Origin of the sequence: Pelagimonas sp. (assembly GCF_050633425.1) — a bacterium.
Classification (GTDB): Bacteria; Pseudomonadota; Alphaproteobacteria; order Rhodobacterales; family Rhodobacteraceae; genus Pelagimonas.
Genome location: NZ_JBOEGM010000016.1, coordinates 143,487 through 160,779 on the forward strand (window position 1 = coordinate 143,487; position 17,293 = coordinate 160,779).

Sequence of the window (17,293 nt, forward strand, 5' to 3'; positions counted from 1 at the left end):
TAAAACCGCAGCATTCTATCGTGGAACAAGACTTTGTGCGACGTCTTCTATCGCGCCGTTGCGATTGGTGACAGCGGCACGGACCCGCCCGGTTGAGAGTTCGGCCGCGACAATGGCGTCGAACCCGATGTTTCGACCTTCATGCCAAATTGCCTGCCCCGGCGAGACGAACACGCCCAACCCAGCCTGCTGTTTTACGGGCGTGATCATACGATCTGCCAATTCAAAGGGCAGGAGGGCATGGCGCCTGCGGTTCAGTGAATCGAGCACAGCTTGAAACAGCCTTGCCAGATCAGCAGCCGTTGCCCAAAGCCCCGCTGCTGCGCTTTCCGGGTGACGTCGAAACCCGCCTTTGACGGGGTGCCCGTTTTCAAAAAAACCATAGGCGAAAGCACGCGTTGGTGTGATGGCGAAGGTCGCAAGGGGTGCGCCAATCGGCTTGAGTACGCTTTTGGACACATAGGCCGCGAACGCCTCTCCGGTGACGTCTTCGATCATCGCCTGCAAGACCATTGTGCCACCTCCACTATATCTGAATTGTTTAAAAAGCCGACGTCGGGTTCGAATTGCCGCCGAATTTGCGCGTCCGTGCCCATCCAGAATTTCAAGACTGTCGGGCAGGTCTTGGTCTGAGGTGTAGCCCCCAAAGCCGTGAACGCTCGTGCCAGCCGTATGAGACATCAGGTCTGCAATTGTTGCCGTCGCGCTGCGCGGGCCGGGCAATTGCCAGCGCGACAGATATCGGTTCACAGGCATGTCGAGGTCAATTCGGCCATCGCGGACCAACGTCAAAACAGCGAAGGCCGTCACCGGTTTGGAGCAGGAGGCCACCTGAAAAAGCGTATCATGGCCGACCGCGATATTGGGGCGTGCATCGCCTTTATGTCTGACCGTCAGCAGCCCCTCATTCACCGCGGCAAACTGATAGCCGGTCGCGTTGCGAGGGGTTTGTTGGGCTATCGACGGCCTTGTTACATGTGCAAAAGCAGCTGCCAGGCTCATTGTGTTAAAAGTGCGTCGGTTCATGGTGTGATCTTCTCTTCTCCTGCTCAACGGTGACTGGGTTCTGGCCCTTGCGGTCTGAAATGGCCCGTGATCAGTGCGATGTCGCCTGTGCCTATAGGTTTGGACAGTAAACGATGTCGCAATAGGCCGTCTTGCCGGTGCCGGTTATGAGGGAGCGGCAAGACAGTCGGGATGCCCCGCAAGGGCCAGAACACCCCGAGCAAATGTCAAAATATGAAATCGGTTTCCGTCAGTTCACCGTTCGGCGAGGCGATCACCAGAGTGTCTTCGCCAAACGTGATGTCATAGCCCCGACCGCCACTTCGTTCAGACATCTGCAAGTCTTGGAAAGTCAGATTCAGCGCCGAGAGGTCGATTTGATCTTTGCCTGTCTCAAAACTTTTGATGGTGTCGTTTCCGCTGTTCTCGTTGAACACAAAGATGTCTGACCCATGTCCCCCTTTAAGAAAGTCGTCACCTTCGCCGCCGTTCAGGGTGTCATTCCCGCGGCCGCCGCGCAGGATATCGTCACCTGAGCTTCCTGACAGGTCGTCATTGCCACGCCCGCCGCGCAAAATGTCATCTCCGCTGTCGCCGTCCAATCTATCGTCGCCGCGCCCGCCCGAGATTTTATCCTCTCCGCGTCCGCCAAAGAGGTGATCGTTTCCGCGCTTCCCGGCAATTTTGTCGTTTCCGGCGTCTCCTGAGATGCTGTCGTCACCGTTGCGTCCGTTCAAGCTGTCATTGCCTGCGCCCCCGGAAATTTTGTCGTCTCCTCGGCCGCCGACCAGACGATCCTTGCCTGACAACCCTACGAGCTGATTGCCCGCGGTGGCCGTGTCTGAGCCATCATTTTCGACGCGGAAATTGGAGCCTGTTTCGTCGGCAACGAACAAAAGCGATCCGTCTTTGAAGGTGAGCCGATCTGTTTCCAGCTCAGAGAGACGAGTGTCGATGGATAAGGTGACGCCATCAACGGTCAAAAGTGTCTGAGCGGTGCCATCGGTTCCGATCGTCTCGCTCAGCTCGAGGTCAGCGGCGGTGGTCGTGAACTCTAGGTCGCCGCCATCTCCATAATTTTGGCCCCAAGCCGGGGTGTTTATAAGGCTCGCAAGGGCTTGGAAAACTTCATCGCTGGGCCGATCAAACCCATATCTCATCGTTTCGGCGGCTGAAAAGATGGTCCCGGTGGCCGGGTGGAACAGCGTGATCGACCCTGTGCCATAGGTGCCTCCGCCATGACCAATGAACGGGCTGCCTTCTGGTCCGTCTTCTGCCGTAAAGTATTGTTCCAATGCGCCCATTTGGTTTTCCGGCACGAGCGTGCCATCGATAAACAGAGCCTTCATAAAGCGGATCATGTCGCCGGTGTTGGATACGACGCCGCCATCGCCCAAATCTGCAACCGGCAAGTTCGTTACTTCGATGATCTCACCCTCAACGACGGCATAAGAGCGCAAAATTCCCTCAGGCCGGTCGAACCCCGGCAGCCCGGACGACGTCATTCCGACCGGGTCGAAAATACGCGTTTGGTATTCCTCTGCCAGTGTGTTGCCGGTCGCGTTTTCGATCAGGAGGCCCAACAACAAAAAGCCCGTGTTGCTATAGTTGAACGCCTCACCTGGGGCGAACAAAGCAGAGGGATCAATGGCCTCAAGAAGCTCCAAGTATTGTTCGGGGCCAACGGGCTTCGGCGGATCCTGACTAAGCATTTCAATGACTGCATCATAAAGTTCAGGAACGTCGTTAAAGAAGTCCGGGATTCCTGAGCTATGGGTCATCAGCTGCCGGAGCGTAACGTCATGGATGTTGGGCATCCAGGACAGCGGTGTGATGTCCATTGCGTCGGCCAAGCGGTCGTCCAATGAAAATTTCCCTTCTTCCACCAATTGAAGGAGGACAGTTGTGGTCAACATCTTGGTTTGCGACCCGATTTCGAATGTGTCTGCTGCGGTCGCCAAAGTCGGGTCGCCAAGGCCGACAGTTCCATTGACGACATTGACGGACACGCCGTTTCGATACGCTTCGAACACAAGTGCGGGTGCCGGTCCTTCATAGCTGTTGATCGTTTCGGTCGGGCCATCGCTGATTGCGGTAGGGTCAAATTGGGTCACTTGTTTCTCCGTTTTCCCGGGCGCCTCGGTGCGCCGTTCGATCCCACCTACCGCAGCGAAGGTTTTCGGCTCGTCTCTCCCGGCTGACACAGACAAGGCAATTGTTTCCCCGTGAAGGGGCGGACAAACGGGCGGGGAGGGGCTTGGTTGCACAACTCACTCCGCGAGGATTCACCACATGAAGCGATAACGGCTTCTGGCACTTCTGAACTGCGGGCCTGCTAGGGCGTAAAGGGCCAAGCATTGGTCACTCTGAAACCAAGACTTTAAAGCCGCTTGGGCCTCTTTTGATCTGCTTTGACGCGGAGAAGGTGGAGATGGCGGTGGGCAATGCCGTCAGGCCATAGTGGTTGTCAGCAAGCCTAACGCGATGCCGCAACTGACCTTGCAGGTGTCATGTGGTTTGCCTGTCAGGCAGTCCCTTGGTCTTGTCGCAAGTCTTCGGGGATTGATCGGGCTTGATTGGTCCCGAGTGAGACTTTGGCCCTTATGCCGGTGGCAAAAGACCTTCGAGAACGGCAATCCCTGTCGGGCAACTTCGGGGGCATTGCGTCTGTTTCGCGCCAATAACGGCCATAAATCTGAACGCGGTGGGGCGTGGAACGCGCGCAAGAATGGCGGCCCCAAGCTCCGACTTTGGCGCAAGAATTTCATAGGTGTTGATAAACAGATGCGGGTGAGACATGCACTCGAGGTCACGAGCGGGAGCATCGGTGACGCCCCTATGTTCCCAGAGTTTCGAAAATAAATATCGCCCGATCGGGGGAAAGACACTGTGACGGAGGCGGGGGCTGGGGATAACCGCACAAGGCCATGATGCGATCGCTGCCCGCACTGCACATACTGTCATTTTGGGGCTTAAAAACGCTAAGCTGTGAAACCCGGACACATCAAAAGCCATCGAACGAAACGAAGCGGTGTGATCTTCGGACTATCTGGGTGGTGCGGTGTGCTGACAGTTAACCGGAGCTCTCCGTCCCAGCCGGGGCGGGACGAAAATGCACTGCGTTAAGCTGCTTGGTCAGCGCCTCTCAGCGCGCGACTTAGACCACCAAGTTGCGAGGACCCAGACCGCTCCTCGATCCCGTAGCGCTCAATAGCTCTCGGCACCTCACGTACTGTGACCACAGGTTCAGCCGGCCCCGGAAAGGGAAAGCACGTGCCCGAGCTTATGTCGGCCAATACCGACGTCGGACGCAAAAATGAAAGCGGGATAGCGTTTAAACATGCGCGTTTCTTGGAATGGTAGGGGGCACGTAGGGGCTGTGTTTACACAATTGAGCTTGTGTTTTTCACGTAAGTAGTTGGGATATGAGTGGCTCTGATTGCGCGAAATTCCTTTCAAGCTACTCTAGCTTGCGTACATTGCGGGCTAAACCTAAATTTTCTTGCCATGTAGAAATGCGGTGTCTACGCTCGGTTAACGTGTGGTTAGTTGGGGGTTTGTCCATTGATGCCGCACAGCCGTTGTTCCAGTTTTTTCTCGACCAAGCTGTACAAATAAACAGGCCGAGCCTGGCTCATTTTTACGCTCTGGAATTTCAATACCAAACCCGTTTGCGGGCTTTTTTAGGATGCTTTGAATATGACTGCTGCTGCCGCACTAATTGCTTCTCTAACAAATTCGTCCCGTTGCGCTGCGTTTACAGCACTCGACGGAGGGAATTGATATGCCTGTTTTTAATGGTGATGGCGGCAACAATACTCTGACTGGCGGACCTGGAGACGATACGCTGAATGGCTTGGGTGGTCATGATGTTTTGTTTGGCGGCGCGGGCAATGACAGTCTGGTTGGCGGTGATGGCAATGATACCCTAGATGGCAGTGATGGCGCGGGTGGTTTCATCAACCCAAACCGCGATACGCTAGAGGGCGGGGCGGGTGATGACTTGCTGGTATTTTCCCAGCCGCTTGGGTTTTCTGGGGCCTTCGCGAGCTTTGACGGTGGTGCGGATACCGACACGGTTAGCTTTACCAACGCCAATCTTGGCGCGACTTATGTCGTCAATCTTGCAACGGGTCAGTTTACATCCAGTGGCACAATTGTCGGGTTCTTGGCTCGGGTCGAAAACGTCTCTGTTGCCAATGGCATGGGGGTCGTGGGCGATGTCAATGCCAATGTCATCACCGGGACGGGGTTCGCACATAACACCTTTGACGGCGGTGGCGGCAATGACACCATCGACGGCGGCGATGGCAATGACACGATTGATGGTGGCCTAGACAACGACTCCATCCTTGGCGGTCTTAGCAATGACAGTCTGATCGGCGGCGCTGGCAATGACACGCTTGACGGTAGCGACGGCGTCACAAGCTATGCCACAAACTTGGATACTTTGCGCGGCGGAGCAGGTGACGATCTGCTGATCTATTCGATGGTTATCGCCGATTCCTTGACGGCCAACACCTTCGATGGTGGGGCGGATACGGACACGCTGAGCTTTACCAGTGCCAGTCTTGGCGCAACTTATGTCGCGAATTTGGCCACTGGTTTGTTCACATTCAACGGGGCAACCGTTGGGACGATCACAGCGATTGAAAACGTCACGGTTGCCGGAGGTATGGGCGTTGTCGGTGATGGCGCGGCCAATGTGATCACTGGCACGGGGACCGTCAGTGCAAACACGTTTGATGGCGGCGGCGGCAATGACACCATCGACGGCGGCGGCGGCAGCGACTCAATCTCTGGCGGTGCGGGTGACGATTCACTGCAGGGTGGTGATGGCAATGACACCGTTGATGGCGGCACCGATAACGACGAGCTTTTCGGTGGCGATGGGAATGACAGTCTTCTTGGCGGCACTGGTAATGACACGCTGGAGGGCACTGATGGTGCCACGTTGCTGGGCGGCGGACTTGATACATTGGATGGCGGCGCGGGTGATGATCTGTTGATCTATTCGCAGGCGCTTGGGTCCACTTCGGGCCTGAAAACCATGATCGGGGGGGCTGACAACGATACGGCTCTCTTCACGCATGCCAATCTTAATGCCACCTATGTCGCGAATTTGGCCACGGGATTGTTTACCTCATCTGGCACCACTTTTGCGACGATGACCGGGATTGAAAACGTCACGGTCCAAAACCGGATGGGTGTTGTCGGTGACAGCAATGCCAATGTGATCACCGCTGTCGGATCGCATGCCAATGCCTTGGAGGGCGGCGGCGGCAACGACACAATTGATGGCGGTGCCGGGACTGACACGATTGATGGCGGATCGGGCGATGATTCACTCCTTGGTGGTCAGAACAATGACACCATCGACGGTGGCGCAGATGACGACACAATTGATGGCGGGACAGACCATGATGTGATGCTTGGTGGCTCTGGTGATGACAGCCTCATTGGCGGAGACGGCAACGACACGCTGGATGGCAGCGACGGCAGTGGCACGAGAGTCGCGCCAAACAATGATACCCTGCGTGGCGGCGCGGGTGATGATGTGCTGGTCTATTCAATGGACGGTGTTCACGGCAACGCCGTTCAGGTCTTTGATGGCGGTGATGACACTGACACGCTGAGTTTTACGCATGCCAACCACGGCGGCAATCGAGAGATCAATTTGGCCACGGGGCTGTTCACCTCAAGCGGGAACACACGCGGCACGATTACTGATATCGAAAACGTCGTTGTTGCTGGCGGTATGTCGGTTGTTGGAGATGCCGGAGCCAATGCCATCACTGGAACTGGGACAGCTGGCAATGCTTTTTCAGGTGGTGCGGGCGACGATACACTTGATGGCGGTGATGGCGCAGATACGGTTGATGGCGGCGAGCACGACGATTCAATTCTTGGCGGTAGCGGTGATGACAGTTTGGTTGGTGGCCAAAACAACGACACGATCGACGGTGGCGCGGATAATGACACGATTGACGGCGGCACCGACGATGATTTGATCCTTGGCGGCAGCGGCAATGATAGCCTGATCGGCGGTGACGGCGAAGACACGCTGGATGGTTCGGACGGCACCGGCTCCACAGTATCGCCAAACAATGATACCTTGCTGGGCGGTGCCGGGGATGATCTGCTGATCTATTCGATGGACGGCGTTCATGGAGGGGCCATTCAAGTCTTTGATGGTGGCGCTGACACCGACACGCTGAGCTTTACCAACGCCAGCCATGGGGCGAACCGGGTGATCAATCTGTCATCTGGTTTGTTTACCACTAGCGGCACCACGCGCGGGACAATTGCCGGAATTGAAAACGTCACTGTTGCCAACGGCATGGGGGTGATCGGGGATGGGAACGACAACCTAATCACCGGGACAGGTGTGTTTGACAACACCTTCGATGGCGGTGGCGGGAATGACACTGTTGATGGCGGCGACGGGAACGACACGCTGACCGGCGGTGCCGATGAAGATACGGTGACAGGCGGTCTTGGCAATGATGCCCTGTTTGGCGGTACGGGTGATGATAGCCTGATCGGTGGTGACGGCGACGACACGTTGGATGGCACGGATGGCAGCGGCAATAGAATAACGCCTAACAACGACACCTTGTTGGGCGGCGACGGGGACGACCTGTTGATCTATTCTATGAATGGCGTACATGGCAGCGCCATTCAGACCTTTGACGGTGGCGCAGATACTGACACGCTGAGCTTTACCCACGCCGCGCACGGAGCGAACCGGGTGGTCAACCTATCCACTGGTTTGTTTACAACCAGCGGCACCACCCGCGCGACCATCAGTGATGTTGAAAACGTCACGGTTGGCAATCGCATGGGCGTTATCGGCGACAGTGAAGATAATGTGATCACCGGGACGGGCGACTTTGACAACAGTTTTGATGGCGGCGAAGGGAATGACACCCTTGATGGCGGCGGCGGCAATGACAGCCTGATTGGCGGCACTGGCAATGACAGCCTGATTGGCGGCACTGGCAACGATACGTTGGATGGCAGCGATGGCACCCAGAACCTTGAATACCCGAACGCCGATACGCTTGAAGGCGGCGCGGGCGATGACCTGCTGATCTATTCGATGAACGGCGCCGGAAGTCTCGCTGTGACTTCTTTTGATGGCGGCGCGGACACCGATACGCTGAGCTTTACCGGTATCTTGGCAGCCACAGTGACGGCAGATCTGAACACGGGTCTCTTCACCTCTGGCTCGGATACCGTTGGTAGCATTGCAGGTATTGAAAATGTCATTGTTGACAATGATATGCGTGTCATTGGCGACGCCGGCGACAACGTGATTACTGGCACTCATGTGCTTGGAACCAACCGCTTTGAAGGCGGCGCGGGCAATGACACGCTGGACGGCGGCGGCGGCAGCGATACGGTCTTCGGCGAGGCTGGGAACGACTCAGTTCTTGGCGGCGACGGCGATGACACCGTTGAAGGTGGGGCCGACAACGACACCGTGAGAGGTGGTCGTGGCACTGACCGGCTTCATGGTGGCGAGGACGATGATTTGCTCTTTGGCGGGCAGGGGCACGACAGTGTCATTGGTGGCGCTGGCGATGACACGCTGGATGGCAGCGATGGCAGCGGCACCTTTGATTTCGTCAATAATGATACCATCTACGCCGGCGCGGGGGATGACCTTTTGGTCTTCTCGATGGGCGACACCAACAGCATGTCTGGTTTGGTTTTTGATGGCGAAGCGGACAACGATACGATCAGCTTTACCCATGCGGATTTGGACAATCGTTGGTCCGTCACCCTGGGGGGGAGTTTTACGTTCGACAACGGCACAGGCCTGGACTTTATTGGTGTCACAGATGTCGAAAACGCGATCGTTGCCAATGCGATGACTGTGATTGGCGATGCGGGGGCGAATGCGATCACCGGCACAGGCGTCTTTGACAACAGTTTCGAAGGCCGGGGCGGCGATGACACAATTGATGGCGGTGCCGGGAACGATTCATTACTGGGTGGATTGGGCGACGACAGCCTGATCGGCGGGCTGGGCAATGACACGCTAGACGGCAGCGATGGCTCGGGCTCGCTTTTGACACCGAATAACGACACGTTGCGCGGCGGTGCGGGTGATGACCTGCTGATCCATTCAATGCTGGGCACAGACGCCAACACGATCACGATCTTTGATGGCGGGGATGATAACGATACGCTGAGCTTTAGCGCTGCTATTTCCAGTGGGCACTCGGTCGATTTGACAACCGGCTTGCTGACCGATGGGGGCGTTACGCGTGGCACCGTTATTGGCATTGAAAATGTCTCAACTGCCGGGGCTTTGAACGTTGTTGGGGACGGAAACGCCAATGCGATCACCGCAACCGGGAACTTCGAGAACACGTTTCATGGCGGAGCCGGCCAAGACACGATTGACGGCGGCGGTGGCAATGATTCCCTTCAGGGGGACGCGGGGAGTGACAGCTTAACTGGCGGGGATGGCAACGATACGCTGGTGGCGTATGAAGGTGACCAAAACCTTTTCACCAACCCCAATGACTTTGATACATTGCGCGGTGGTGCTGGTGACGACCTGCTCGTCATTTCGCGGGGCGGCAATAACGGGGTTGATGTTTCGGTCATTGATGGTGGGGCTGACAATGACACGCTGAGCATTGTCACGCTAAACTACGGCACGCCCTATGTTGTCAACCTTGAGACCGGTCTCTTTACCCTGTTCGGAACGCAAACGATCGCCACGATTGTCGACGTCGAAAATGTATTGATTCACAGTGCTTTAACCGTCGTTGGTAATGCCGACGATAACATGATCACGGCGCAAAGCAACTATACCAATACCTTTGACGGTCGGGGCGGCGATGACACCCTTGATGGTGACGGTGGCAACGACCATATCACCGGCGGTTCGGGGGATGACAGCCTGATTGGTGGCGCGGGCAACGATACCCTTGATGGCAGCGATGGCACCGGAACGGTTGCTGTAAACAACGACACCCTACTAGGCGGGAGCGGCAACGACCTGTTGATTTATTCGATGAACGGCACCTTTGCGAGTGCCATTCAAACCTTTGACGGGGGTTCGGATAATGACACGCTCAGCTTTACCGGCAGCGGTTTGGGGTCTCAGCAGGTTGTCAATTTGACCTTTGGTGAGTTTACCTCAAACGGGGATGTGCGTGGATCGATTGCAGGGATCGAAAACGTCTCCGTCGTGGGTGGTATGGAGGTTATCGGGGACACCAACGATAACATGATTGTCGGAACCGGTGACTTCAACAACGTTTTCAGCTCATTGGACGGGCATGATACGCTTGATGGTGGCGGCGGCGATGATGATCTGTATGGCGGCGCTGGGGATGATAGTATTCTTGGCGGGACCGGCAACGACAGCCTTATCGGCCACTTGGGTGATGACACGCTGGATGGCAGTGACGGCACCGGGACTGTTGGAGGTCCAAGCCTTGATGTCTTGCGTGGCGGCGCAGGAGACGATCTGCTGATCTATTCCATGAATGGCAGCAATATCGCCCCGGACACGGGCACAAACACCAATCGTGCGCATGTCTTTGATGGCGGATCTGATGCCGATACGCTGAGCTTTACCAGCGGCGCGCTGACCAATGCGTGGTCTGTTGACATCGATCGCGGCGTGTTCACCAGTAACGGTGATGTTCATGGTCGGCTTGTCGGAATTGAAAACGTCAGCGTTGCCAATGGGATGGAGGTCTTGGGCGATGAAAATGCCAATGTGATCACCGGCACCGGTGATTTTGACAATACTTTCGATGGTCGCTCTGGCGATGATACGATTGACGCTGGCGGCGGAAATGATTCAGTCCTAGGTGGTGTCGGTGACGACAGTCTAGTTGGCGGTGCGGGTAACGACACCTTGGATGGAGGCGACGGTACTGGCGCAAGAATTGCCCCAAACAACGACACTTTGCGCGGCGGGGCAGGGGATGATCTGCTGCTCTTTTCAATGAATGGCATACATGGAAATGCCATCAACGTCTTTGACGGCGGGGCGGACACCGACACGCTTAGCATTACCTCGCCGATCCACGGCGCCACCCGGCAGGTCAACCTGCAAACGGGCTTGTTTACAAACAACGGTACAACACGTGGGACGATCATTAATGTTGAGAACGTCACGGTTGGCAACGCAATAGGTGTAGTGGGCGACGAAAATGGTAACGTGATTACCGGCACCGGTGATTTTGACAATACTTTTGTAGGCGGCATTGGCGACGACACCTTGGTCGGCGGCGGCGGCAATGACAGTCTGTCCGGCGGCTCTAATAATGACAGCCTGATTGGTGGTGAGGGTAACGATACGCTTGATGGTGGTGCTGGTGCGGTCAATCTCGAGACGCTGGGGGACGATACACTCAGGGGCGGCGCGGGCGATGATGTTCTGTTATTTACTCAGAACGATCCGAGCGGAAGCTCTGCGAATGTTTTGGACGGTGGCGACGATACAGATACACTGAATTTCCTCTCTTCCGATCCTGAGTCCGGGCAGGTGGCCAACTTGGCGACCGGATTATACACAATTGATCTCCTCACACACGCCACCATTATCGGCATTGAAAACGTGCGTGTTTTGAATGCGATGAGTGTGTTTGGTGATGGTGGAGCCAATAGTCTCACGGCGACGGGAGAGTTTGATAACCACTTGGATGGCGGCGGCGGCAATGACACCCTGAGCGGCGGCGGTGGCGCGGATACCCTCATCGGTGGCCTTGGCAACGATCTTGTTGATGGTGGAAGTGGCAACGATACTTTGTCTGGCAATTCCGGCAATGACACTCTGAATGGCGGCGAAGGTGATGACACGCTGACCGGCGGGCAAGACGATGATGTGCTTTTGGGTGGTCTTGGCGATGACAATCTGATCGGTGGATCTGGCAATGATACGCTGGATGGAACGGATGGCAGCGGCAGCAGAGACGTACCGAACAATGATACGTTGCGTGGTGCGGCCGGAGACGACCTGCTGATCTATTCCATGGGTGGTGTTCATGCAAATGCCGTTCAGGTCTTGGATGGTGGGGCAGACACAGACACACTGAGCTTTACCTATGTTGGTCACGGGGCCAGCCGAGAGGTCAATCTCACCACCGGTTTGTTCACCACAAACGGATCCACACGCGCGACAGTTGTCGATATTGAAAACGTGACGGTTAACAGCGCCATGACGGTTGTTGGGGACAGCAACGCCAATGCAATCAAAGGTACCGGAGATTTTGCTAACAGTTTCTCGGGCGGCGCTGGCAACGACACGATAGACGGCGGTGGCGGCAATGATGTTCTTAATGGCGGTTCGGGCAATGACATGATCATCGGCGGCAGCGGCGATGACAGGCTGGTTGGCGGTACGGGCGATGACACGCTGGACGGCAGCGATGGATCGGGTGACCGAATTGTTCCCAACAACGACACGTTGGAAGGCGGGGCCGGTAACGATGTGCTGATTTACTCCATGGACGGCGTCCACGGCAGCGCTGTCCAAAGCTTTGATGGCGGCGCAGATACGGACACACTGGTCATTAACCATGCAAACCAACACTCCTTTAGAGAGGTGAATCTGGAGACTGGTTTGTTTACGTCATACGGAACAACACGCGGCACCATAGTCAACATTGAGAATGTTTCAGTCTCCAATAGCATGAGCGTTGTGGGCGATAGTGGTGACAACGTGATCACAGGCACCGGGACATTCGGCAATATCTTTACCGGCGGTGCTGGCAGCGACACGATTGATGCAGGTGGCGGCAATGACACGGTCTTTGCCGGTGGCAATGCAGACGTTGTGTTGGGCGGCCAAGGGCACGATCTGGTTTATGGCGACAATGCCAGTGACTCGATCACGGGCGGAACAGGCAACGATACACTGCGCGGCGACACTGGGAATGACACTCTGGAAGGGGATGGTGGGCGTGACCTGTTAGAAGGCGGCGCAGGTGCAGACCAGCTGTTTGGTGGGTTAAACAACGATACAATTCTCGGCGGCACCGGGCATGACCGGCTCGATGGTTCGGGTGGCAGCGACAGTTTGGATGGCGGAACGGGCAATGACACCCTTGATGGCGGCTCTGGCAACGATACGCTTTTGGGCGGCGATGGCGCGGACTTCATTGAAGGATCGTCCGGGAGAAACCGTATCGACGGCGGTGCAGGCAGCGATGAGTTGTTGAGCGGAACCGGGGCCGATGTGTTTGTCTTTTCTGCGGGGAATGATCACGACGATATCATTGGCTTTAGCGAGGCACAGGGGGATCGGCTTGAACTTGATGATGCGATTTGGACATCAACCGCCGGGACGCTAAGCGCGGCGCAGGTGTTGGCACAATTTGGGTCAGTGAATGCAGCCGGCAACCTTGAGCTGGATTTCGGCGGTGGTGATGTCATCGAGTTGCGTGGTGTTACCACGATCTCAGACAGCAGTATCGACATCGTTTAAATCCGAGAAGGGTCGCCTCGTTTGGCGACCTTTTCCATCATCGTAGGTGCGGTGCAAGCTCGCATCATGACACAGTCGCCAAAGTTGGAACCTCACATTTCTGCTGTTGGCCGGAACATCCTGAAGCGTGACCAGCGCGGAACGCTTCAGGACATGGGCACGACTATCAAAGGCCTCTTAGGTGTGGTTGAGGGGGGAGGGCTCCGAAATCAAACAATAAAACTCAAAACACATGCACCGAAATACATGCTCCGAGATACGGGCAGTCCCACGTTGAGCTGATGCGCAAGTTGCCCTTTGCAACGCACCCGATGTCCTGCCTGACCCCAATCACGCATAAAATCCAACGCTTTAAGCCGACGTCTGGCGTTCCCTTGCCGCGACACAAACAAGCAAGCGCCAGCTAAATCGCAGGATGTGCCGCATTTAAGCAAGCCGGGCCAGAATGTCGGCTGATCCGTATGCCGTCATAAAGCATTTTGCCGACCCCAAGGGACCGACTGTGGGTTGGTCCAGACTTGCACCGCGACGGCGCGAATGACTGCTTTGTTAAGATGCCGATCATTGTTGTGAAAAGCTGATTTCCGACCCGGTTATCCTGCTTATCATTTCACCTGTGTTTACCGAACTATAAAGCGATCGAGGTGGACGAGCTGTTTCGTCAACGCTGCGATGTATCCACTCTTTACCTTCCATTGACTTCAAAGACTGAGATAATGCGCGGTCAGAGATGGTCCGTAAGTTTCGTTTGATTTCATTGAAATGACAGGGTCTGTGTAGGGACGTTAACACCGGTAAGGTCCATGACTTGCGAAGCAGCTTTTGATCGTCTTCTGTCGATACCCGTTGAACTTTGTCTGCAATAGCCGCGGCTTCAATTCCTAGCGGTGTCAGTCGAAATTCTGGTCGCAGCGGATGGCCGTAACCAGGATTTCTTTCCAGCAGTCCGATCTTGATGAGATGGTCCATACTCTGTGCAAAGGCCGTTCTGCTTGCTCCGGTCGATGCCAGCAGGGGAGCCTGCCGTCCCGCAACACCCGCGTGTAAGCGCGCCAATATGGGCACCGCCCAAGCTTTTGATGTGATGTTGACAAACGTCTCAATGTACATAAAGTATAGTTACTTCATTTTTTATCACGAGGAAAGCCCATGGCCCTGATTTCAGTGGATGAAACGATCACAATCGCGATGTCGGTCAAAGATCGTCACAAAAGTGCGAAGTGGTTTGAAGACATGCTGGGGTTTGAAACGATTTATCATGCGGATGAAGCCGGTTGGTCGGAACTGCAAACAAAAACCACTGGTGTTACGATTGGACTTGGGGAGCACACCAAGCCGACCCCAGGCAACTGTGTCCCGGTGTTTGGAACCGCCGATTTGGACACAGCCCGGCAAAAACTGGAACAAGCCAATGTGTCGTTCGATGGTGACACCGACGTTGTCGAAGGAATGGTCAAAACCGCAACCTTTTACGACCCTGACGGCAACGCGCTTATGCTTGCCCAAGATCTGACCGACGGATCGTGACAATGCGGTTTGTAAGCCCTGTCTCGATGGCAATATTGCCATAACAATTTCGACCTCAGCCGACCCATTTCAACACGGTGCCGTCGGCGTCCCAGTGGCTTCAATTGCCGATGGGGAGGTGTGGAAACTCAATTTTCTGGACGCTGGTACTGACGTTATGAAGCCGTGTCTCACAAGCGTAAAATTTACTGTCGAACCTAACTTGTGGTCGCAGATTTTTGAGGGTGTCTGGCAGACAGCATCAGGTCCAGTTGTTTTGGTTATTGGTGTTCGACATGGGGGCAACTCATACTCAAAGTGCCGAATGTGGGATCAATACCGGCAAAGCGATCGACACCCCGACTGTCGTCGCCACTTCCGAATTTTTCGATCCAGATGGCAACACGCTGCGAATGTACAACCGACCTTTGTCACAATCGGATCCGTGTCGTTCAAGCGACGACTTGAACACTTAGGGGGTTGTGCCAATTGGATCTCGAGGCAGAAAGTTTTCAGCCTGAACCTCGATCACGCGGTCACGGGCAGCTAAGCGTCCACACCAACCAATGCTGCTCAGCAAGCGACTGTCAGCTATCTGTTTCTACAGCCAATCTTTTGCTCAACACAAAGGTTAGCATCACTGCAATGCACAAAAGCACAGCACCGGCACTCCATGCAATTGGCGTTGAGTAAATCTCGGCGACAGTTCCGGCCATAACCAGCCCCAATGCGGCCCCTAGTTGTTGGATCAAAGATCGCAGCGACAGTATCGTTGAGCGCTGATGGTCCTCGACACAGCGATGCAGAATGCTGCTGGCAGGCGTTTCGGTGACACCAAGGACCACAGAATACAGGACGAAGACGGCCACAAAACCAATGATACTGCCTTGCAAAGCCAATGCGATCTGAACGCCTGCCAGACAGGCAAAACTTGCAGCCAGCGTCATGGCGTGACGCCGCTTGAAGATCCGGCTGAGGGGCGCAGACAGAGATGCGCCGAACGCGATGGAGAAGAAATAACTCGCCGTAACGACACCGATGACGGTGTTTGCATAGCGCTCGTCCAACATGGGTTTTGCATGGGTCGGCCAGATCACTTCGACCGGGTTGGTTGCCATCAGAAAGAATGCCAAAGCTGCCAGCAGGATCGAAAGTGTGGGATGTTTTAGGGCGAGCAGGCTTGAGTCTTTGATCACCGTTGGAACGTTTGCAAACCCCTGACTGAGTGCGGTGAAATCCCTCGGACGCGGTGTTTCGACAATGGCAAGCATCGTGAAACCAAACACGCCCAACATCACCATGAGGCTTGCAAAGTAGGACACATCATAGATGCTGAACCCGAGGCCCTGCGCGATCGTGCCGAAAACATCGGGCAGAAGCCCTCCCAGAACGGCGCCAATGGCCAACCCCACGGCATTGGCCCATTGCGCTTTGGCCAGTGCGGGCTGGACATCCACATTGGGCGCGCTGGTTTTGAACGTTTCGACAAACCACGCATCAAGCGTGCCTGACCTGAGCGCGCGTCCCAAACCGATGAAGGCAAAAGAGAGCGCGAGTACGTAGAAGTTGCTCGTCGAGAGAAAGACAACGACCGACAACAGGCTGGCGACGACCGCTGTCAAAAAGACCGGCTTGCGGCCAATGCTGTCGGCAAGGCCCCCAAACGGTAGCTCCATCGCCATCGTCGTGACCGAATAAACCCCGAAAAGCAGCGAGATTTGAACAAGGTCCATGCCACGGTCAGTCAAGGCCAGAGCAACAACGGCAACCGTTAGCCCCATCGCGAAACGATCCAGGAACTGGTGTATCTGAAACACGCGAATATGCCGTTGCGCGGGCTCATTCAGTGCTGCAATTGAGAACTCAATTTCGGTGGCCATCTTTGTAACATCTGTGTTGGTGCCGATATGTACAATACCTCAAGTGAGCTGGAGCCTACGACAAGCGGCAAAACAGCCATACGAACACGCGTTGCAAATAGTGGTTTAGTCCCGCGCGGTCGCCATCGGACGTGAGAAATCTAGGCAATGCCGCGTCAATCTTGTCACGGAACTGACCATGCCTGTTCTTGGAAAACGTCGATTGCCCGCAAAACATGATCCGCAACAACAAAATCTCCGATGGAGATGTTCAAAATTAAAGCGCCTTGCACGTCTGGTCTTGGACCCAACATGGCAACAATCTCCCATTTCAATGAGGGCGTTGAATCGGTGAGACGAGGCTAAATCAACAAGAGTATTTTAAAAAAATCAGCCCAATGTGTGATTTTAAGATTTCCATTGCCTGTGCTCGCAGGTCACAAACCGCTGCATCTCCTTG

Annotated in this window: 6 protein-coding genes; 2 read left to right on the plus strand and 4 right to left on the minus strand. The window is 55.4% G+C overall.

Going from position 1 to position 17,293, the window contains the following annotated elements; translation table 11 throughout:
- Positions 1 to 15 precede the first annotated feature (15 nt).
- Together ACRBB0_RS13875 and ACRBB0_RS13880 are read right to left on the minus strand one after the other, a co-directional pair.
- Entirely contained in the window at positions 16 to 1,026 is a 1,011-nt protein-coding gene (locus ACRBB0_RS13875; RefSeq protein WP_431375034.1) for a serine hydrolase domain-containing protein, read from the minus strand.
- A 206-nt stretch (positions 1,027 to 1,232) separates the two neighbouring features.
- Positions 1,233 to 3,119: a serine hydrolase gene (locus ACRBB0_RS13880; RefSeq protein ID WP_431375035.1), complete on the minus strand. Its 1,887-nt coding sequence runs from the start codon at positions 3,117 to 3,119 to the stop codon at positions 1,233 to 1,235.
- Between the two features lie 1,670 nt (positions 3,120 to 4,789).
- Here ACRBB0_RS13880 and ACRBB0_RS13885 point away from each other — a divergent pair.
- Positions 4,790 to 13,468, plus strand: a complete 8,679-nt coding sequence (locus ACRBB0_RS13885; RefSeq protein ID WP_431375036.1) for a hypothetical protein — start codon at positions 4,790 to 4,792, stop codon at positions 13,466 to 13,468.
- A 561-nt stretch (positions 13,469 to 14,029) separates the two neighbouring features.
- On the opposite strand, the gene ACRBB0_RS13890 is transcribed toward ACRBB0_RS13885, so the two are convergent.
- Complete coding sequence (locus ACRBB0_RS13890) at positions 14,030 to 14,578, minus strand: winged helix-turn-helix transcriptional regulator (protein ID WP_431375037.1); 549 nt, start codon at positions 14,576 to 14,578, stop codon at positions 14,030 to 14,032.
- Between the two features lie 39 nt (positions 14,579 to 14,617).
- Here ACRBB0_RS13890 and ACRBB0_RS13895 point away from each other — a divergent pair, with 39 nt between their 5' ends.
- The gene (locus tag ACRBB0_RS13895; protein WP_431375038.1) at positions 14,618 to 14,995 is read left to right on the plus strand and encodes a VOC family protein; all 378 of its coding nucleotides are present in this window, start codon (positions 14,618 to 14,620) and stop codon (positions 14,993 to 14,995) included.
- A 566-nt stretch (positions 14,996 to 15,561) separates the two neighbouring features.
- On the opposite strand, the gene ACRBB0_RS13900 is transcribed toward ACRBB0_RS13895, so the two are convergent.
- Positions 15,562 to 16,854 (minus strand): MFS transporter, encoded by a 1,293-nt coding sequence (locus tag ACRBB0_RS13900; RefSeq protein ID WP_431375039.1) that lies wholly within the window; start codon positions 16,852 to 16,854, stop codon positions 15,562 to 15,564.
- Positions 16,855 to 17,293 lie beyond the last annotated feature (439 nt).